The sequence below is a fragment of the Mesorhizobium sp. LMG 17147 genome, assembly GCF_024297145.1.
Classification (GTDB): Bacteria; Pseudomonadota; Alphaproteobacteria; order Rhizobiales; family Rhizobiaceae; genus Mesorhizobium.
In genome coordinates this window covers 168,497-187,734 of sequence record NZ_JANCTC010000004.1, presented here as the reverse complement: position 1 = coordinate 187,734, position 19,238 = coordinate 168,497, and the positions used below count along the sequence as shown (strand labels likewise).

Below are 19,238 nucleotides of genomic sequence, written 5' to 3'. Positions count from 1 at the left end.
CCCGCGGGAGCGATCCCGCGGGTTTTTGTCTTAAGGTCGTAGCGACCGAGTTTAGCCGTGCGCGAGAACGGCCAGCAACAGCAGCGCGACGATGTTGGTGATCTTGATCGCCGGGTTGACCGCCGGGCCGGCAGTATCCTTGTAGGGGTCGCCGACCGTATCGCCGGTCACCGAAGCCTTGTGCGCTTCGGAGCCCTTCATATGCTTGACGCCGTCCTTGTCGACAAAACCATCTTCGAACGACTTCTTGGCGTTGTCCCAGGCACCGCCGCCGGAGGTCATCGAAATGGCAACGAAAAGTCCGTTGACGATGACGCCGAGCAGCGAGGCACCGAGCGCGGCAAAGGCGGATGCCTTCGAGCCGGAGATCAGGAGGACGCCGAAATAGACCACCAGCGGCGCCAGCACCGGCAACAATGACGGAACGATCATCTCCCGGATCGCTGCCTTGGTCAGAAGGTCGACGGCGCGCGCATAGTTCGGCTTCGAGGTGCCGGCCATGATGCCCGGATCCTCGCGGAACTGCTTGCGCACCTCCTGGACGATAGCACCCGCGGCGCGGCCGACGGCGGTCATGGCGATGCCGCCGAACAGATACGGGATCAGGCCGCCGAAGATCAGGCCGGCGACGACGTAAGGATTGGAGAGGTCGAAGGAGACGTCGCCCATGCCTTGGAAGTACGGGTATTTGTCGCCATTGGCGGCAAAGAACTTCAGGTCGTTAGAATAGGCCGCGAACAGCACCAGCGCGCCTAGGCCGGCCGAGCCGATGGCGTAGCCCTTGGTTACCGCCTTGGTGGTGTTGCCGACAGCGTCAAGCGCGTCGGTTGACTGGCGCACTTCCTTGGGCAGGCCGGCCATTTCGGCAATGCCACCGGCATTGTCCGTAACGGGGCCGAAGGCATCGAGCGCGACGATCATGCCGGCGAGGCCGAGCATCGTCGTCACCGCGATCGCCGTGCCGTAGAGGCCGGCAAGCTGGTATGTCGAGATGATGCCGCCGACGATGACGATCGCCGGCAACGCCGTCGCTTCCAGCGAGACCGCGAGGCCCTGGATGACGTTGGTGCCGTGACCGGTGACCGAGGCCTGGGCGATGGAGTTCACCGGACGCTTGTTGGTGCCGGTATAATATTCGGTGATCACCACGATGAGGCCGGTCACCGCAAGGCCGACGAGACCGCAGATGAACAGGTTCGTGCCGGTAATAGCCACGCCGGCGACGGTGCCGATCTCCCCCCAGCCGATACATGCCGAAGTGGCTACGGCAAGGCCGACAATCGACAGCAGCCCGGTGGCGATCAGGCCCTTGTAGAGCGCGCCCATGATCGAGCCGCTGGAACCAAGCTTGACGAAGAAGGTGCCGACGATCGAGGTGAGGATGCAGGCGCCGCAGATGGCCAGCGGATAGAGCATGGCCGCGCCGAGAACGGCGGTGCCACCGAAGAAGATGGCGGCCAGGACCATCGTGGCGACCACAGTCACTGCATAGGTCTCGAACAGGTCGGCCGCCATGCCGGCGCAATCGCCGACATTGTCGCCGACATTGTCGGCAATGGTGGCCGGATTGCGTGGATCGTCTTCGGGAATGCCGGCTTCAACCTTACCGACGAGATCCCCGCCGACGTCGGCGCCTTTAGTGAAGATGCCGCCGCCGAGACGGGCGAAGATCGAGATAAGCGAGGCGCCGAAGCCGAGCGAAACAAGCGAGTCGATGACGACGCGATCGTTTGGCTGCAGACCCATGAACTGGGTCAGGATCAGGTAGTAGATGGAGACGCCGAGAAGGGCCAGGCCAGCAACCAGCATGCCAGTGATGGCGCCCGACTTGAAGGCGATCTCGAGGCCGGCAGCGAGGCTGTTGGAAGCCGCCTGCGCGGTGCGCACATTGGCCCGCACCGAGACGTGCATGCCGATGAAGCCAGCGGCACCCGACAGAACGGCGCCGATCAGGAAGCCGATGGCGGCGGTAATCGAAAGCAGCCACCAGGCGAGCAGCAGGACCACGACACCGACGATGGCGATGGTGGTGTACTGGCGCGCCAGATAAGCCTGCGCGCCTTCGCGGATGGCCGCGGAAATTTCCTGCATGCGTGCATTGCCCTGATCGGCCGCGAGAACCGAACGTGTCGCCCAGATGGCGTAAAGGACTGAAAGCAGACCGCAGGCGATGACAGCTGAAATTATGGTCATTGCCGAATTTTCCTCGATTGGTGGCCCAAAAGAACCCCTCCCCGGGCCGTTGAGACAGGGGACGAATTTCCGCAACCGGAATCCGTCCCTTCGCAGCGGCTTATGCGAAACAGGGCTCGGAACGTCAAGATATTGTTCGGTTCTTGTCCGGCTTTCGCCCAAAAGATCCCGGGTTTCGTCCAAAAGGCTGGACGGCAGTACGCCTGTCGACACCGCCATCCGGTAAGATCGATTGAAATCGACGAAGGGCCGTCAAGCTTTGCGCGGGTCGCCGTCCGGCTGGACGACGAAGACCAGCACCACCAGCATGGTCAAGTAGAATTTGAACGCCGCCTCCTGACCATTCCATGTCGAAGACTGCCACATGGCAAACCACTCGCCGCCAACGACCATGAAACCGAAATACCAAACGAGGAAGCCCGTTGTGGCGGCAATGATGGCGAACTTCTTGGCATCGTTGAATGCCTGTCCGCTGGCGTTGCGCGCCTGCCAGAGTTGCCAGGCGGCGATCAGGTAGAGCAGGCAGGTCAGCGCCTCGCCAAGGATGATCAGCCAGTAGCCTGCCGTCCACAAGGCCGGGCTGGTGATCGAGCGGTACATCAGCGCATTGCCGGGAAAGGTCGTGTCCATACTCAGCACATGCTGGACAAAGGCGAAGTTTGAGCCGTAATCGGTGATGTTGCCAAAGGCGACGAGGAAGGCGAAAGCCGCCAGACACAAACACATGACGATCTTGGAGAAACGCGCGGTCATGGCAAGAACTCCTGCTGAAAGATCGGGGCATCGCACTCATCAATCGCCGAGTCCCGAAGATCGCGCAACGGGTGGCCCAGTGATCATCGTGCTCACAGCCATTGCGAGACATTATGCCGGCAAGCAAGACATTGCCGAGACTGTCGAAGCCCTCGATCTCGATAGCGATTGCGCTGTGGGCGACTTGGTCTCTGTGGTTGGAGCCGGGACACAGCACGATTTCGCCGTCATCCGCCGCCGCTGGATCGCCAGCGGGACGGGTATGGCACTCGAACTGACGCTTGATCATCCGGCGCGTTCGATCGGCCGCTGAAAGGAACGAAGCTCGCTCGGAGAGGCTTACTCCGCCTCGCGTCCCATGCGCCGCGCTGTGTAGCGCTCGATCGCCGACAGCCCGTCATAGATCAGTACGGCAAGGGCGGCGACGATCAGGCCGCCCTGCAGGATGAAGGCGAGGTTGTTCGACAGTAGGCCGGCGATGATCACCTCGCCCAATGTCCTCGCCGCGACTGTCGAGCCGATGGTCGCGGTGGCAAGGCTGATCACCACCGATAGCCGGATACCGCCGAGAATGATCGGCGCGCTGAGCGGCAGCTCGACCTTGACCAGCCTTTGCCAGCCAGTCATGCCGGCGCCACGCGCCGCCTCGACGACGTTGGCCGGCAGCGTCGTCAGGCCGGTCAGCGCGTTCTCGAAGATCGGCAGCAGGCCATAGAGAAACAGCGCAATCAGCGTCGGCTTTTCGCCGAAGCCGACCGCCGGCACGGCAAGCGCCAGGACCGCTACCGGTGGAAAGGTCTGGCCTATATTGACCAGGCTGCGCGACAGCGGCAGGAATTCGGCGCCGGCCGGCCTGGTGACCAGAATGGCGAGCGCGACCCCAACGATCGTCGCGGCAACCGTCGCGATCAGCACGGTCCGCAGATGCAGCAGCGTCAGCGTCAACAGGCTGCCCTGATTGTAGATTACCGGCGCATTGTTCTCTGTCAGCGGCTTCAGCAGCGGTTCGAACCAGCCGGGATTGGTGACGAAGGCGATAAGCAGCACCACCAGGGCAAGCCTGAGCAGTGATGGAAACCAAGCCTTTAAGCCAGCCTCTTTCATGCCGGTCTCGCCGCGCGCTTAACCAGCCCGTCCACCGTGACGCGGCCAAGCGGCTTGCCGTCGGTATCTGTCACCGGCAGCGCAGGGCGGCCCGACCACAGGAGTTCGGCGAGCGCGTCGCGCTGGCTGGCGTCACCGGGGATCGCCTCGCCTTCGGCGGTGCCGTTTTCCACCGCGTCGCGGACCCGGCCAAGCGACAACAGCCGGAACGGTTTTTCGCTGGCACCTACCAGGGTTTCGACAAACGCGCTGGCCGGTCTCGCCAGTATTTCGGCCGGCTCGGCATATTGCACCACTTTGCCGCCGTCCATCACGGCGATCTTGTCGCCCATGTGAACGGCCTCTTCCATGTCATGGGTGACCAGGATGATGGTGGTGCCGAAGCGCTTCTGGATTGCCAGCAGATCCTCCTGCGCCTTGTTGCGGATAATCGGATCGAGCGCCCCGAACGGCTCATCCATCAACAGCACGTTGGGTTCCGCGGCAAGCGCCCGAGCGACGCCGACGCGCTGCTGCTGGCCGCCGGAAAGCTCGTGCGGATAGCGTGGCCCGTAGTCTTGCGGGTCGAGCTGGTATAGCGTCATCAGCTCGTCGACGCGGGCCTTGATGCGGTTGGCGTCCCAGCCGAGCAATACCGGCACAGTGGCGATGTTCTGCGCCACCGTGCGATGCGGAAACAGGCCGTGGCCCTGGATGGCATAGCCTATGCTGCGGCGCAGCTCATAATCCGGCACCGAGCGGTTGTCGACGCCGTCGAGCTTGATCACGCCCGATGTCGGCTCGACCAGCCGGTTGATCATGCGAAGCAGCGTCGTCTTGCCGGAGCCGGAGGTGCCGACGATGACGGCGATGCTGCGCGGCTCGAGTACCATCGACACGTCGTTGACGACTGTCGTCTCGCCGTAGCGCTTGGTGATGCCTTCGATCTCGATCATGCCGTTTCAACCCTGCGCTTGCTGGCGCTCATTTCGATCACTGCATCGAGGATGATCGCGGCGGCGAAGGCCAGCGCCACCGTCGGCACGGCGCCGAGCAGCACCAGGTCCATCGCCGTCTGACCGACTCCCTGGAACACGAACACGCCAAAGCCGCCGCCGCCGATCAACGCGGCAATCGTGGCGAGGCCGATATTCTGCACCAGCACGATGCGGATGCCGGTGAGGATCACCGGGAAGGCGAGCGGAAACTCGACACCGAACAGCCGCTGGCGGTCGGTCATGCCCATGCCGCGCGCTGCGTCGTTGGCGGCACGCGGCACACCGGCAAGGCCGACCACGGTATTAGCCACCACCGGCAGCAGCGAATAGAGGAACAGGGCGACGAAAGCCGGCGCTGTGCCGATGCCGCGAATGCCGAGCGCGGCAGCACCCGGCACATGCGAAGCGACCCAGCCGAGCGGCGCGATCAAGAGGCCGAACAGCGCGATCGAAGGAATGGTCTGGATGATGTTCAGCACGTTGAGCACGCCGGCCCGCAATTTCTCGACGCGATGGCAGAGGATGCCGAGCGGCAGGCCGATAATCACCGCAGCCGCCAGCGAACCCAGCGCCAACGTCACGTGCTTGGAGCCTTCCGCCCAAAAACTATCGGAGCGATTGAAATATTCCTTGAGGATCGACAGGCTGTTCCAGCTTCCCGAGACGAGCAGCAGGCCGATTGCCGCTGCGGCGACAACAAGCACGCCGACCCGTGCCTGCGGCGACAGGTTCAGCCTTGTAAGCACGTCGGCGAGCAGAAGGGTGAAGGCGAAGATAAGCAGCCAGAATCCCGAAGCCGGCGAGATACGGGCGAAGGTGTTGCCGGCGGGCGTCAGGAAGCTGCCGGCAACGCCAATCAGCAGCGCCAGCGCCGCAAGTGCAACCACACTGGCGGCGAGGCGCAGAGCAAGCGGCGTTTTCAGCAGCGCAATGAGCGCCGCTGCGACAACAATCGCCATCAATAGCGGACCGACCGCCGCGGGCAAAGATTCGAGGATCGAGCGCGCCTCGCCGGGTACGATGCGATTGGCGCGGAAGGTGGCGAATGGCGCCGCGAAAGCCGCATAGGCCGATATCGCCGCGATGACCACGCCAAGCTTGTCGAACCGGATGCGCACGCCCTCCCCCATCGGCCGATCCGGCGCACCTTGAAGCGGAGCGCCGGAAATCGCCTTACTTCAGGAAGCCGTTCTTTTTCAAAAAGTCCTCAGCGACGCCCTTGACTGGCTCGCCGCCAACCTGCACGCGGCCATTCAACTCCTGCAGCGTAACGAGATCGAGCTTGGCGAAGACCGGCTTCAGCAGCGTCTCGATTTCGGGATGCTCCTTCAGCACCGCCTCCCGGATGATCGGCGCTGGCTGGTAGACCGGCTGCACACCCTTGTCGTCTTCAAGCACGACGAGGCCGGAGGGCGCGATGCCGCCGTCGGTGCCGTAGACCATGGCGGCGTTGGCGCCGTTGGTCTGGTTGGCCGCAGCGGCAATGGTCGCCGCGGTGTCGCCGCCCGACAGCGTGATCAACTGGTCCGGCTTCAGCGTGAAGCCATAGGTCTTCTGGAAAGCGGGCAGCGCGGCCTCCGAATTGACGAATTCGGCGGAGGCCGCCAGCACCACCTTGCCGCCGCCCAAGACATATTTGCCGAAGTCGGAAAGGGTGACGAGCTTATTGGTATCGGCGACCTCCTTGCGCAGGGCGATCGCCCAGGTGTTGTTGGCCGGTGACGGTGACAGCCAGACGATCTTGTTGGCGTCGTAGTCGAGCTTCTTGGCAGTCTCGTAGGCCTTGGCGGCGTCTTTCCACACCGGATCGTCGGCCTTCTCGAAGAAGAAGGCGGCGTTGCCGGTGTATTCCGGATAGATGTCGATCTCGCCGGCTGTAATCGCCTTGCGCACCACGGGCGTGCCGCCGAGCTGGATACGGTCGGTGGTCTGGATATTATTGGCGTTCAGCACCAGTTGGATGATATTGCCGAGCACGCCGCCCTCGGTGTCGATCTTCGACGACACCACCACCTGGGCACTCGCCGAGGCAAACGTAATTCCGAGCGCTAGTACAGCGCCGGCCAGAACCTTGATTGAAAACATCTCACAAATCCCTTGCTGTGAACCGGAATACGGCTGCCGCATATGAGCATGGCTTCGATGCCCCGTCGGGGTACACGGTTTCATAAGAGGGGGGATGGGCGCAATAATTTTGTTCGGATGTGAGTGAATCCGCTGCCGCGACGTCCCGACAGCGTGACGTCAGTTGGCCGCCCGCAAGCCCGTCATCTTCAACACGCCCAGTGCCACGAAGCACAGCGCGACGACCGGGAAAATCATCCAGTTCAGCATCTCCCAGCCCCAGGCATTGTAGACCGCGCCCGACATCAGCGAGGCGAAGGCGACGGAGCCGAACAGGACGAAATCGTGGAACCCCTGGACCTTGCCTTTTTCGGATGGCTGGTAGCTGTCGGCCACCATGGCAGTGGCACCGATGAAGCTGAAGTTCCAGCCAAGGCCGAGCAGGATCAGCGTCGTCCAGAACTGCCACAGTGCCAACCCCGACAGCGCGACTATGCCGCAGCCAATGAGCAGTACCAGGCCGATAGCCACGATCCGTTCAGCGCCAAAACGATGGATCAGCGACCCCGTGAAGAAGCTCGGCGCGAACATCGCCATGACGTGCCAGGAAATGCCGAGCGTGGCGTCGTCGGTCGAAAGGCCGCAGCCGACCATGGCCAGCGGCGCGCCGGTCATGACGAAGCTCATCAGTGCGTAGCTGCCGATGGCGCAAAACAACGCCGCGACGAAGCGTGGCCTGGTGACGATTTCTGAGAGCGGCCTGGCGTCGCCGTCGGAAATTTCCACCTTCTCGGTTGCCTTGGCTGGGATACGCAACAAAGAGAGAATGGCGGCGCCGACCGCCGCCAGCACCAGGATGGACGCAAACGAGCCGGCAAACTTCACCGGCGAGAACAGATCGCCGGTGAAGATGACGATCTGCGGCCCGAGTATGGCGGTGACGATGCCGCCGGCCAGCACGAAGGAGATAGCACGCGCCTTGAATTCAGGCGGAGCATTGTCGGCGGCGGCAAAGCGGAATTGCTGGACGAAGGCGCCCCCGATCCCGATCACGGCCAAGCCGAAAGCGAACAGCCAGAAGCTGGGATGAAACAGCGCCAGCGTGGCGATCAGGCCGCCAAGCGCTGTCACCGCCGTTCCGGTCATGAAGCCGTCGCGCTGGCCGAGCCGGCGGATGATCGCCGCGGCCGGCAGGGAACCGAGTGCCACGCCGACATTGAAGCCGGTGATCGGCGCGGTTGCCAGCGACTTGTCAGCGTCGAGCAGATACTGCCCGGCCAATCCGCCCATGGAAATGGCGATGGGTGCGGCCGAGCCAATGATCGCCTGCGAGGCTGCGAGGATGAAGGCGGTGCGACGCGCTTCCTTGCCCGCCTCAACGGCGACGACGGCGGTCATGAGGCGTCCTTGCCGCGGCCCTCGCCGCGCACCCGGCGCGACACGCGATCAAGCACGGCATTGACCAGTTTCGGCTCGTCGTCCTCGTAAAATGCCTTGGCGATGTCGACATACTCGGAGACGATGACCGCCACCGGCACGTCCTCGCGCTGCATCAGCTCGTAGACGCCGGCGCGCAATATGGCGCGCAATGTGGAATCGAGCCTCGATAGAGGCCAGTCCTCGGTCAGTGCCTGTCGGATGATCGGATCGATGGTCTTCTGGTGCTCGACGACGCCTGCAAGAATGGCGCGAAACCATTGCGCATCGGCTTCGCGATAGAGCGCGCCGTCGACTTCCTTTCCGAGCCTGAACGCCTCGTATTCGGCGGTGATCTCAAACACGCCGCTGCCGGCGACATCCATCTGGTAGAGCGCCTGTACAGCGGCCAGACGGGCTGCACCGCGCTTGTTGGCATGGCGACCCGCAGGCTGGCCGGGCGAAGCAGGTTCGCTCACGTTCGCTCTCCCAGCTGTTCCTTTAGAGCGATCATGGCCAGCGCCGCACGCGCCGCAAAGCCGCCCTTGTCGCCTTCCGAACGCCTGGCCCGTGTCCACGCCTGTTCGTCGTTTTCGGTGGTCAGGATGCCGTTGCCGATACAGACCGAATCCTGCACGGACAGGTCCATCAGGGCACGGCTGGATTCATTGGCGACGATCTCGAAATGATAGGTGTCGCCGCGGATGACTGTGCCGAGGGCGACGAAACCGTCATAGTTCGTCCCGCCCTCGGAGGCACCGTCGAGCGCGAAGGAAATCACGGCGGGGATTTCGAGCGAGCCAGGAACGGTGACGACATCGTATGTCGCGCCCGCTTCGTCGAGCGCACTGGTCGCGCCTTCGAGCAGCGCGTCGGCAAGATCGTCGTGAAAGCGCGCCTCGATGACAAGAAGGTGTGCCTTCTTCTTCGGACGGATGAACGCTTTGCCGTGTTGGGATGTGCCTGCCATAGATGTCTCCGGGGATCGCCGGTGACTTAGGCCGAAGCCGGTTTGATCGCAAGCGGAAGATTGCCGAAGGAACTTTCAAGGCCAACCCGGTGGCGGTGCATCAGGGAATGGGCTTTATGGACGACCGCCTCAAAGCCCCTCCTTCGCCGCCTCCATCAGCCGCGCGGCGTAGCGGGCCATGGTGTCGATCTCGAGATTGACCCAGTCGCCGACCTGGCGTTCGCCCCAGGTGGTGACGGTCAGCGAATGATGGATCAACAGCACGTCGAAGCGGGTGCCTTCGACCTTGTTGACGGTGAGCGAAGTGCCGTCGAGTGCGACGGAACCCTTGGGGGCGATGAATTTGGCAAGCCCGCGCGGTGCTTCCAGGGTAAAGCGCACGGCGTCACCCTCCTCCTTGCGGGCCACGATCTCGGCCATGCCATCGACATGGCCTGATACAATGTGGCCACCGAGTTCGTCGCCGATCTTCAGCGCCCGCTCCAGATTGATCCTCGTGCCGGATTTCCAGGCCATAGCTGTCGTCAGTCTGAGTGCTTCTTCCCAGGCCTCGACCTCGAACCACCGTGCGTTGGCGCCGTCTTCCGGCAGTCCCGTTACCGTCAGACAGACGCCGCCACAGGAAATCGAAGCGCCGATGGCAATGGTCCGCGGATCGTAGGCGGTGTCGATACGCAAACCGACGCCTTCCCTGAGCGGCTTCACGGCAGCGACGGTGCCGACATCGGTGACGATTCCGGTGAACATTAGTTTGGCCCCGTGAACATCAGTTCGGTCCTAGATGTCTCTTATCCATTCCGCATATGTGTCTTCGCCGAAACGCATGTTGCGCAATTTGCGAAATCCCGGCGGGATATTGTTGGCATCGATTGGCGATACAATGCCGCCCTCGCCGATCGCGTCCGGCCCCTGAAACAGCACGATACGATCGACCAGTTGTTCGTCGAGGAACGCCTTAGCCACCCTCGCCCCGCCCTCGACCAGGAGACTGGCCATGCCGAGCGCCGCCAGATCCTCGAGCAGTTCCGGCAGCGCAATATCGCCTTCATACGTCTCGATGCCGATAAAGCGAACGCCGGCGCGTTCAAGCGCGGCGCGCCGGTGCGGATCGGCCTCGGCGCAGGCAGCGATATAGAGCGGCACACGGTCGACGCCGGCGACCAGTTTCGAAGTCTCGGGTAGCCTGATCTGGCGGTCGAGCACGATGCGCGCCGGCGAACGGCTCTCCAGTCCCGGAAGCCTAACCGTCAGCGCCGGATCGTCCTCCAGTGCCGTGCCGATGCCGATCAATATGCCATCGGCTTCGGCGCGCGTCAGATAGACTTCGCGCCGGGCGATATCGCCGGTGATGGAGACCTGTCCCTCGCCTCTCACGCCGATCTTGTTGTCGCTTGAAAGCGCAAGCTTCAGGATCACTTCCGGGCGTTTTTTCAGAGATCGAATCAAATAGCCGGCCATCTGCTCCGCGGCATCGGCCGCCAGCACTTTTTCCACCACTTCGACCCCAGCGGCACGCAAGATTGCATAGCCCTTGCCGGAAACACGCGGGTCCGGATCGCTGGCAGCGCCGACCACACGCGCCACGCCGGCACTGACCAGGGCATTGGCGCAAGGCGGCGTGCGGCCGTGATGGGCGCAGGGCTCCAGCGTTACATAGGCGGTGGCGCCGCGCGCCAGTTCGCCGGCCTCTGCCAAAGCCTCGGTCTCGGCATGCGGCCGGCCGCCGACGGCGGTGACGCCGCTGCCGACGATCATCGGCCCGTTGCCGTCATCCCGTACGATCAGCGTGCCGACGGAAGGATTGGTCGAGGTCCGGCCGGCATTCTTGCGCGACAGCCTGAGGGCTGCCGCCATATAGCGGCGATCGAGGAGCTCTTGCTCAGCCGTGCTGCGTTCGGACCCTGCCATGCTCAGCTGGCGTCCTCTTCGCTCTTCAGCTCTTCGCCCCTGGGCTCGTCGGTTTTGAGCTCGTCGCCTTTGAGTTCGCCCAATACGTCGTGGAAATCCTTGGCCTCGCGGAAATTGCGGTAGACGGAGGCAAAGCGCACATAGGCGACATCATCGAGCGACTTAAGCGCCTCCATGACCAGCCGGCCGACTTCGCCAGAAGCCACTTCGGTCTCGCCCGAGCTTTCGAGCTGGCGCACGATGCCGGTCACGGCCCGGTCGATGCGCTCGGGATCGACATTGCGCTTGCGTACCGCGATCTCGACCGAGCGCAGCAGCTTGTCGCGGTCGAACGGCACCTTGCGTCCAGACTTCTTCACGACGACGAGATCGCGCAGCTGTACCCGCTCGAACGTGGTAAAACGGCCGCCGCAATCCGGGCAGACGCGCCGCCTGCGGATCGCCGCGCCGTCTTCGGCGGGGCGTGAATCCTTCACCTGCGTATCTTCGGACTGACAGTAGGGACAGCGCATGGAGGGCCTTCGGTTCGCGATTCTCGTGGAGCGAAAGGCTTAGAGGTTTTTGCCACGATGGCAAAGTATGGCCGATGACCGATCGCGCCTCAGAGATAGAGAGGGACGAGGAAAATTGCGAGAGTGGCAATCAGTTGGACGGCAATACGCCAATCAGGGAGCGACGTCGCCGGTCGGGAAGCCGCAGGACGTGCCGAGATAGCGATAGGCTTTGGTGAAGCCGTCCATCGATATGGTCGCGACCGGCTTGTCGGCGAAGCTGACATCGAGGGCGCTCGTACGGCGCATGGCACGCAGTATGGCAAGCGTGGTCTCGGGCTTGTTGTCCATCATCCACTGTCCGTCGGCGATAGGACGAAAACCAGCCTTGATCTTGTCGTTAACGTCGCGAAACACCGCCGGGACGTTGTCACCTTTGGGCAAGTCACTGTTTCTCACGGCGATGATGAGGCTCGGATAGCCTGCCGGTGGCAGTACGTCGCCATTCGAGATGGCCAGCGTAAGGGTGCCGCTGGTCCCGTTAGCGTCGAAAAAGACGGTCGAGGCGGCGCAGGTCTTGCGCACATCCTCACCGGTGTTGACCTCGTCCATCGTGGTGGACCACCTGCCGAAGGTCTCTGTCCTTGGCGCTGCCGGCGTCGGCTCGGTCTGCGCCAAGGCGAGGCCGGACAGCTGCAAAATGGCCGATGCCAGCAAGGCACCAAAGCCGGCGACACGGAAAGTTTGCATCATTGAGCTTCTCCGCAGGTGCCTTGCTGTCGCACCGGGATTGTCGCGCACATGGAGGACACTCGGCGTCGGTCAACCAAGATACGGGTAAAGCGGAAAACGATCCGTCAATGCCGCCACCTTGGTCTTCACAACTGCCTCGACGGCCGCATTGCCATCGTCGGAATTGGCGACTTTCAGTCCATCCAGCACCTCGGCGATCAGCTTGCCAATCTCGCGGAACTCAGCTTGGCCGAAGCCGCGCGTGGTGCCAGCCGGCGTGCCAAGCCGAACGCCCGAGGTGACGAAAGGCTTTTCGGGGTCGAAGGGGATGCCGTTCTTGTTGCAGGTGATGTTGGCGCGGCCAAGGGCAGCCTCGGCGCGCTTCCCGGTGGCGTTCTTGGGGCGCAGGTCGACCAACATCAGATGGTTGTCAGTGCCGCCGGAGACGATGTCGAGACCGGTTTCCTGCAGGCTGGAGGCCAGTGCCTTGGCATTGGCGACAACGCTCTCTGCATAGACCTTGAAGCTTGGCTTCAGCGCCTCGCCCAGGGCCACGGCCTTGGCCGCGATGACATGCATCAGCGGTCCGCCCTGCAGGCCGGGGAACACGGCCGAATTCATCTTCTTGGCAATGTCCTCGTCATTGCACAGGATCATGCCGCCGCGCGGGCCGCGCAGCGACTTGTGCGTCGTGGTGGTGACCACATGGGCATGCGGCAGCGGCGACGGATGCATGCCACCGGCGACCAGTCCGGCGATATGAGCCATATCGACCATCAGATAGGCGCCGATCGAATCGGCGATCTCGCGAAAACGCTTCCAGTCCCAGACACGTGAATAGGCTGTGCCGCCGGCCAGGATCAGCTTCGGCCTGGTCTCATGGGCGGTCTTCTCGATCGCGTCCATGTCGAGCAGATGATCGTCCCGGCGCACGCCATAGGAGACGACCTTGAACCATTTGCCGCTCATATTGACCGGCGAGCCATGCGTCAGGTGCCCGCCGGAATTGAGGTCGAGGCCCATAAAGGTGTCGCCGGGCTGCAGCAGCGCCAGGAACACCGCCTGGTTCATCTGGCTGCCGGAATTCGGCTGGACGTTGGCGAAGTTGCAGCCGAACAGCTTTTTCGCGCGTTCGATGGCCAGTTCCTCGGCGACATCGACGAATTGGCAGCCGCCATAGTAGCGCTTGCCCGGATAGCCCTCGGCATATTTGTTGGTCATGATCGACCCTTGCGCCTCGAGCACGGCGCGCGAGACGATGTTTTCCGAGGCAATCAGCTCGATCTCATGGCGCTGGCGACCGAGTTCGTTGCGGATCGCGCCGAAAATCTCGGGATCGGCATCGGCAAGCGTGGTTTCGAAGAAGGATTCGAATTTGTTCGACACTGCCGCTGCTGTTGCCATGGGCTGAAATCCTCAAGGTTCGGGGTCTGTCGCGCCATTAACACAGTTGCTTTCGGCCCGCCACGTTTGCTGCGCGAAATTTGCTGGCCGGATTGCGCCAGAGAGAGTGGCGGCCTCTATTTCCTTGCCCTGCTGAAGGGCCGGCAGGCTTCGGTGAGCGTGATCTCGGTGAACAGCGCCTGCGTCGTATGGTCGTTGATCTGGCCGGCGTGATGGCGCCGCGCACGCCGGCAACAGAGCCGGCGATCCGGACGCGCAGTCCGAACGGCTCGGCCTTGCGCTTGTGTAATCGCGCCGAGACGCGCGTCGCGATGTCGCCGACCCAGATCCACAGGAAGGGCAGCCGTCCGGCGATCGGCCCAGCGAAGCTTGTCGCGAAAGACCCGGCAACGAAAAAGGCCGCCCTTCCGGCGGCCTTTTGCAAATGAACTCAGCTGCTTAGAGCGCAGATGTGATCTGCAGCTCGTTGGCTCCGTCGAGGCCGTAAATGTCGTCACGAAACTGCACCACGCCCGGCCCTGTCGACCAGGCCGAGACGTAGAGAAAATAAACCGGCACCGGATTGGTAACCTGCACCGGCATGTTCTCCCCGGTCTTGATCGCCGCCTCGAAATGCTGGCGATCCCAGCCCGGTGTGTCGCGCAGAATCCAGGTGACGAGGTCGCGCACGTTCTGAACGCGCACGCAGCCAGAGGAATCGAAGCGCATCAGCTTGCCGAACAGGCTCTGCTGCGGCGTGTCGTGCATGTAGACGCCGTCCGGGCTGGGGAAATTGATCTTGACCGAGGCCATCGCGTTGCCGGAACCGGGATCCTGGCGGAAGCGATATTTTTCGGCATCGTCGGTCGACCAGTCGACCGTCATTGGGTCGACCTCGCTGCCGTCCGGCGCGAACAGGCGGATATGGCTATCCTTGAGATAGTTGGGGTCCTTCCGCATCAGCGGAATGATGTCCTTGCGCACGATCGAGACCGGCGCGTTCCAGTACGGATTGACGATGATTTCGTTGATCTTGGAATTGACGATCGGCGTCTGGCGATCGATCTTGCCGACGATTGCGGTGTGGCGCAGCACAACGCGGTCGTTCTCGACAGCCTCGATCTGCGCCGCCGGGATGTCGACCAGCACATAGCGGTTGCCAAGCGTGCCGGCCCGCTCACGCAGCCGTTGCAGATTGGTCTGCAGCTGACCAAGCCGAACCGGCGCCGACACGTTCATTGCCGCGAAAGTATATTTGCCGGTGGTTCCGTCGGCCGGCAAGCCGTGACGCAACTGGAAGCGCTTGAGCGCCGAGTCGACGTAAGAATCGAACGCTTCCGAGAGCCCGGCGCTCTGCGCCAGATCGCCCGATATCATCAAGCGCCTGCGCAGCGGCACCACATCGGGATCCTCGACGCCAAGCTGCAGCTTCTTGGTGTCTGGAACCTGCTCCCAGCCGCCTTGCGCGACGATATTCTGATACTGCATGATCGCCTGCTCGGTGAAGGACACCGTCTGCAGGCTGAAGATCGGCAGCGTCGAGGCAACCTTGCCGCCTTCGCTGGCACGCGCATCGAATTGGTCGTCCCAATTGCCACGCGCCGAGGATTTCAGGATATCCCCGATCACATCCTGTGCACCGGCGCGGCCGGCGACCATTGCGGCTGCGAGCGCGGAGGCTCCTGAAAGAAAGAAACGGCGGCTGGTTCTCATGGATGGTCCAGACATTCTTGCTACAATTCAACCCACCGGGCGGTCTCGCCCGCACTCTAGAGTTGGCTTCTTAACAATTAGCCAACCATGGCCCGCATCACTTCGGTGTAAAAACACATGGGTGTAAAAACACATGGAAGTGACTTGAGCACAGGACAAATGCACGGCTTTGGCCCAGCATCACCCGCATCTTCGGTTCCATTCGAATATGGCGGCAACGTGGCTGTTGCTCGAATTTGGATCGGCCGGCCTGACGAAACGGCAAGACCGGTGCTTTTCGGCACCGGTCTTTGGTCTGCTCCGCGGCAGCACTTCCGTGGTCCAGCTTCAGATCTTGCTGCGGCGGGTGCGATTACATCCGATAGGCGATGGTATCGTTCCAGAACCGATCCAGCCGCTGCAGGGCGCGGTTCATCTGCTTGAACTCTTCCGTGTTGATGCCGCCGACCTGCTCGATCGAGCCGACATGGCGTTCGTAAAGGCCGGCGACGACTTCCGCCACCTCATTGCCCTTCGGCGTCAGTGAAACCCGCACCGAACGGCGGTCGATGCGCGAGCGCTGGTGGTTGATGAAGCCGAGATCGACCAGCTTCTTTAGATTGTAGGAGACATTCGAGCCGAGATAATAGCCGCGCGAGCGCAGTTCGCCGGCGGTCAGCTCCGAATTGCCGATGTTGAACAGCAGCAGCGCCTGGATGGCGTTGATGTCGGAGCGACCGTTGCGGTCGAATTCGTCCTTGATCACATCAAGCAGACGGCGATGCAGCCGCTCGACCAGCTGCAGCGATTCCATGTACAGCGAACGGATCGCCTCGCGGCGGTCATCGGATACGTTGGCGGTCTTCGCCGCCGGACGCGAATTGATCATTGTCTTTGCCTCTCGTTTGTCGCCCGGTGATTTTTTGTTCTTCACCTTGATCGCGACACTATCGAATACTCATAAAATTCGACTTAAACGCCAAGGCTAACAAGAGCTTACCGGTAAGGGGTTTCGAAAGAGGCTTAACGGACGGTCACCCGAGCAAGGATGATTAACCTAAAGATTTAGCCAACGATCCTGGCCGGAATTGCTATCGCCGGGCTTGCCGCTTCTGGATCCAGATCACCACGCGGAACACTATGTAGAGCAGCGCAACCGCAAGGTGCGAGGCGACGATCAGCGGCCGGCGGCCGAACAAGTCGGGGAAGCCAGCATACATGACGCACTCGGTCACCGCGCAGATGAACCAGATCACCGGCCCCCAGGACGCCAGCATCCACAGGCCGGCGGCAGCGAATGGAAAAAACACTGCCAGCACCACCGCCGCCACCTGCCAGTGCACCGGCATCAGATCGAAGCGCCACAACTGGCCGGGGTAAACGCCGATCAGCCGGATCCAGTACAAGATGCCGAACAGCAGACAGTAGCCGGCGATAACGCGCTGGAACCAGGCGAAGATGACCTCGATCGTCGATGGCTGCAGCACCACGCGTCTCGAGGCGGCCTCGCTCACAGCTTCAGTTCCCGTTCGCCGAGCGGTGCGAAATAGGCATCGACGTCGGCGGCGCTGACGTCATCGATGCCTGCCGGCCGCCATTGCGGCGTCGAGCCTTTATCGATGATGGCGGCGCGGATACCTTCATAGAAGTCGTGCCCGACAAGCATGCGGTTGAGGATACGGAACTCCATTTTCATGCACTCGTCCATCGACAACGTCTGCCCGGCGCTGATCTGGCGCCACGCGACATGCAGGCTGGTCGGTGAACGTGTGCGGATGGTGGCCAGCGTCTTTGCCGCGAACTCGTCGGCGATGGCTGCCCGCTCCAGGCTGGCGACCATATCGGCCAGTGACGGCTGCGCGAAATGCCGAGCGATGGCTTCCAGCGTCGGCCTGTCTGTCTCGCGTTTGGCCGGGACGAAGCAGCCGCGCAGCACCGATTCCGGGTCGCCGCTTGCCGCCAGCCGGTCGAGAAAGCCGGCCTGGTCCTCCGCCCTGATCGTATGGGTGGCGAGGCCCGACCACAAAGCATCGCCATAGCGGATGCGGTTGCCGGTCAGCGCCAGATACATGCCGAAGCTGCCGCCGAGATCCGGCAACAGATGGCTGGCGCCGACATCGGGGAAAAAGCCGATGCCGACCTCTGGCATGGCAAATTGCGCGTTCTCGGTCAGCACCCGCTGCGAGCCATGGAAGGAGATGCCGACGCCGCCGCCCATGACGATGCCGTCGATCAGCGCGACATAGGGTTTCTTGAAACGGGCGATGCGGGCGTTCAGCCGGTACTCGTCGGCGAAGAACTCGACCGGCGGTTTTCCAGCCCGGCCGGCTTCGTAGATGTGGAGGATGTCGCCGCCCGCCGAAAATGCCCTGCCCTCGGCCTTGACGACGACGACGTCGACACCATCGTCGCGTTCCCAGCTGCGCAGCGCCTTGTCCAGCGCCTTGACCATGCGGTGGGTTACGGCATTGAGCGCCTGCGGCCGCGTCAGCGTGACGACGCCGGCCCTGCCCAACCTTTCGAAGCGAATCTCGTCGCCTCCGCCAAAATCCATCGCCAGAGAATCCCTCCCGCGCCCGCCGGGAGTGAAGTGCTAATGCGTGGCGCATAGCCACGTCAATGGCAGCGCCAATCCCGCCTGCTGGCCCGTGGCCGCAGCCGGTGCTAATGCTGGCGCTTTGAACTGGAACGTTGGACCATGCCTTGGTTGCCACGCCTTGCTGTTGTGGTGGTCGGCCTAATCGCTGCGAACACTCCTCCCGTATCGGCCGAAACCGTGGATAGTCTCTACCAATCGCAGACCATCGTCACCGGCCAGGGCGAGGTCAATCGCCAGATCGGTTTCAAGACATGTCTGGATGCGGTGCTGGTCCGTGTCTCGGGTGATCAGCGGCTGGCGAAAAAACCTGAGATGGCGGCGCTGCGCGACAAGGCCGGCAGCTTCGTTGCCGAATTCCGCTACCACGACCGCCTTGAAGGCATTCCGGTCCATGACGAACAAGGCACTCACGACCGGCCGCATGATCTCACCTGCCTGTACAAGCCCGACGTCATCGATCCGGTGCTTGCCGCGCTTGGCAGCAAGCCATGGCTTGCCGAGCGGCCACGCCTGGCGATTTTTCTGGCGGCGGAGCAAGGCACAAGGCATTTCGCGCTGACTGCCGACGACCAGCGCGGGGCGGCGATGCGCGAATCCTTCGTTAATGCCACCGGTCCGCTGGTCATGCGGATTGTGTTTCCCGAAGCGTCGCTGCTGTCGGCCTCGAAGCTTGACGACCGGGCCCTGCGCCATGCCGATATGGCGACGCTGGACCAGCTTGCCCGAAAGGCCGGCGCCGATCAGGCGCTCGCCGGCAGCCTGATCTGGAGCGACAAGGAGTTGGGCTGGATCGCCGATTGGCGGCTTGCCATGAACGGCAAGGCTTATAAATGGCAAGTGCGCGGTGTCAGCTTCGACGAGGCATTCCGCGTCGCCATGCGGGGTGCTGCGCAGATTCTGTCGGGCAATGGTCAACCAGAATAACGCCCGACAGGACCGCTGGCACAATCGTGTCG

Annotated in this window: 21 protein-coding genes; 3 read left to right on the top strand and 18 right to left on the bottom strand. The window is 62.7% G+C overall.

The features are described from left to right. Positions 1 to 51 precede the first annotated feature (51 nt). Both NMG46_RS10340 and NMG46_RS10335 read right to left on the bottom strand, forming a co-directional pair. Positions 52 to 2,193 carry a sodium-translocating pyrophosphatase gene (locus NMG46_RS10340; RefSeq protein WP_254817562.1) on the bottom strand — a complete coding sequence of 714 codons (2,142 nt, stop codon included), beginning with the start codon at positions 2,191 to 2,193 and terminating at the stop codon, positions 52 to 54. A 252-nt stretch (positions 2,194 to 2,445) separates the two neighbouring features. After that, positions 2,446 to 2,946, bottom strand: coding sequence for a DUF2165 family protein (locus NMG46_RS10335; protein WP_254817561.1), 501 nt, complete (start codon positions 2,944 to 2,946; stop codon positions 2,446 to 2,448). Between the two features lie 79 nt (positions 2,947 to 3,025). On the opposite strand from NMG46_RS10335, the gene NMG46_RS10330 reads away from it, so the two are divergent. Further along, on the top strand, positions 3,026 to 3,259 hold the full coding sequence (locus NMG46_RS10330) for a hypothetical protein (RefSeq protein ID WP_254817560.1): 234 nt from the start codon (positions 3,026 to 3,028) through the stop codon (positions 3,257 to 3,259). A 26-nt stretch (positions 3,260 to 3,285) separates the two neighbouring features. Here the strand turns inward: NMG46_RS10330 and NMG46_RS10325 are convergent, their stop codons facing one another. The 12 genes from NMG46_RS10325 to glyA all read right to left on the bottom strand — a co-directional run bounded on the left by NMG46_RS10325 (position 3,286) and on the right by glyA (position 14,012). Then, positions 3,286 to 4,050 carry an ABC transporter permease gene (locus tag NMG46_RS10325; protein ID WP_254817559.1) on the bottom strand — a complete coding sequence of 255 codons (765 nt, stop codon included), beginning with the start codon at positions 4,048 to 4,050 and terminating at the stop codon, positions 3,286 to 3,288. Further along, positions 4,047 to 4,985, bottom strand: coding sequence for an ABC transporter ATP-binding protein (locus NMG46_RS10320; RefSeq protein WP_254817558.1), 939 nt, complete (start codon positions 4,983 to 4,985; stop codon positions 4,047 to 4,049). The genes NMG46_RS10325 and NMG46_RS10320 overlap by 4 nt, the downstream gene beginning before the upstream one ends. Next, positions 4,982 to 6,157, bottom strand: coding sequence for an ABC transporter permease (locus tag NMG46_RS10315; protein ID WP_254817557.1), 1,176 nt, complete (start codon positions 6,155 to 6,157; stop codon positions 4,982 to 4,984). Before NMG46_RS10315 ends, NMG46_RS10320 begins: the two co-directional genes overlap by 4 nt. A gap of 43 nt (positions 6,158 to 6,200) precedes the next feature. Further along, positions 6,201 to 7,112: an ABC transporter substrate-binding protein gene (locus NMG46_RS10310; protein WP_254817556.1), complete on the bottom strand. Its 912-nt coding sequence runs from the start codon at positions 7,110 to 7,112 to the stop codon at positions 6,201 to 6,203. Between the two features lie 159 nt (positions 7,113 to 7,271). Next, positions 7,272 to 8,489 (bottom strand): MFS transporter, encoded by a 1,218-nt coding sequence (locus NMG46_RS10305; RefSeq protein WP_254817555.1) that lies wholly within the window; start codon positions 8,487 to 8,489, stop codon positions 7,272 to 7,274. Beyond that, complete coding sequence (gene nusB, locus NMG46_RS10300; RefSeq protein WP_254817554.1) at positions 8,486 to 8,986, bottom strand: transcription antitermination factor NusB; 501 nt, start codon at positions 8,984 to 8,986, stop codon at positions 8,486 to 8,488. The genes NMG46_RS10305 and nusB overlap by 4 nt, the downstream gene beginning before the upstream one ends. Further along, positions 8,983 to 9,477 (bottom strand): 6,7-dimethyl-8-ribityllumazine synthase, encoded by a 495-nt coding sequence (gene ribH / locus NMG46_RS10295; protein WP_254817553.1) that lies wholly within the window; start codon positions 9,475 to 9,477, stop codon positions 8,983 to 8,985. Before ribH ends, nusB begins: the two co-directional genes overlap by 4 nt. Before the next feature lie 129 nt (positions 9,478 to 9,606). Further along, positions 9,607 to 10,224 carry a riboflavin synthase gene (locus NMG46_RS10290; protein WP_254817552.1) on the bottom strand — a complete coding sequence of 206 codons (618 nt, stop codon included), beginning with the start codon at positions 10,222 to 10,224 and terminating at the stop codon, positions 9,607 to 9,609. A 30-nt stretch (positions 10,225 to 10,254) separates the two neighbouring features. After that, positions 10,255 to 11,385 (bottom strand): bifunctional diaminohydroxyphosphoribosylaminopyrimidine deaminase/5-amino-6-(5-phosphoribosylamino)uracil reductase RibD, encoded by a 1,131-nt coding sequence (gene ribD, locus NMG46_RS10285; protein ID WP_254817551.1) that lies wholly within the window; start codon positions 11,383 to 11,385, stop codon positions 10,255 to 10,257. 2 nt (positions 11,386 to 11,387) lie between these two features. Beyond that, entirely contained in the window at positions 11,388 to 11,897 is a 510-nt protein-coding gene (gene nrdR / locus NMG46_RS10280; protein WP_023674492.1) for a transcriptional regulator NrdR, read from the bottom strand. Between the two features lie 153 nt (positions 11,898 to 12,050). Beyond that, complete coding sequence (locus NMG46_RS10275) at positions 12,051 to 12,629, bottom strand: hypothetical protein (protein WP_254817550.1); 579 nt, start codon at positions 12,627 to 12,629, stop codon at positions 12,051 to 12,053. A 69-nt stretch (positions 12,630 to 12,698) separates the two neighbouring features. Next, complete coding sequence (glyA, locus tag NMG46_RS10270; RefSeq protein WP_254817549.1) at positions 12,699 to 14,012, bottom strand: serine hydroxymethyltransferase; 1,314 nt, start codon at positions 14,010 to 14,012, stop codon at positions 12,699 to 12,701. Between the two features lie 188 nt (positions 14,013 to 14,200). Between glyA and NMG46_RS10265 the strand changes: the two genes are divergently transcribed. Next, positions 14,201 to 14,440: a hypothetical protein gene (locus NMG46_RS10265; protein ID WP_254817548.1), complete on the top strand. Its 240-nt coding sequence runs from the start codon at positions 14,201 to 14,203 to the stop codon at positions 14,438 to 14,440. 10 nt (positions 14,441 to 14,450) lie between these two features. Here NMG46_RS10265 and NMG46_RS10260 read toward each other — a convergent pair whose 3' ends face one another. The 4 genes from NMG46_RS10260 to NMG46_RS10245 form a co-directional block, all read right to left on the bottom strand. Next, positions 14,451 to 15,704: a murein L,D-transpeptidase gene (locus NMG46_RS10260; RefSeq protein ID WP_254817547.1), complete on the bottom strand. Its 1,254-nt coding sequence runs from the start codon at positions 15,702 to 15,704 to the stop codon at positions 14,451 to 14,453. Positions 15,705 to 16,056: 352 nt separating this feature from the next. Continuing rightward, positions 16,057 to 16,572 carry a MarR family winged helix-turn-helix transcriptional regulator gene (locus tag NMG46_RS10255; RefSeq protein WP_023674486.1) on the bottom strand — a complete coding sequence of 172 codons (516 nt, stop codon included), beginning with the start codon at positions 16,570 to 16,572 and terminating at the stop codon, positions 16,057 to 16,059. 202 nt (positions 16,573 to 16,774) lie between these two features. Next, positions 16,775 to 17,197, bottom strand: coding sequence for a DUF6163 family protein (locus tag NMG46_RS10250; protein ID WP_254817546.1), 423 nt, complete (start codon positions 17,195 to 17,197; stop codon positions 16,775 to 16,777). Then, positions 17,194 to 18,237 (bottom strand): enoyl-CoA hydratase/isomerase family protein, encoded by a 1,044-nt coding sequence (locus NMG46_RS10245; protein ID WP_254817545.1) that lies wholly within the window; start codon positions 18,235 to 18,237, stop codon positions 17,194 to 17,196. The genes NMG46_RS10250 and NMG46_RS10245 overlap by 4 nt, the downstream gene beginning before the upstream one ends. A gap of 144 nt (positions 18,238 to 18,381) precedes the next feature. On the opposite strand from NMG46_RS10245, the gene NMG46_RS10240 reads away from it, so the two are divergent. Next, positions 18,382 to 19,206, top strand: coding sequence for a DUF2066 domain-containing protein (locus NMG46_RS10240; RefSeq protein WP_254817544.1), 825 nt, complete (start codon positions 18,382 to 18,384; stop codon positions 19,204 to 19,206). Positions 19,207 to 19,238 lie beyond the last annotated feature (32 nt).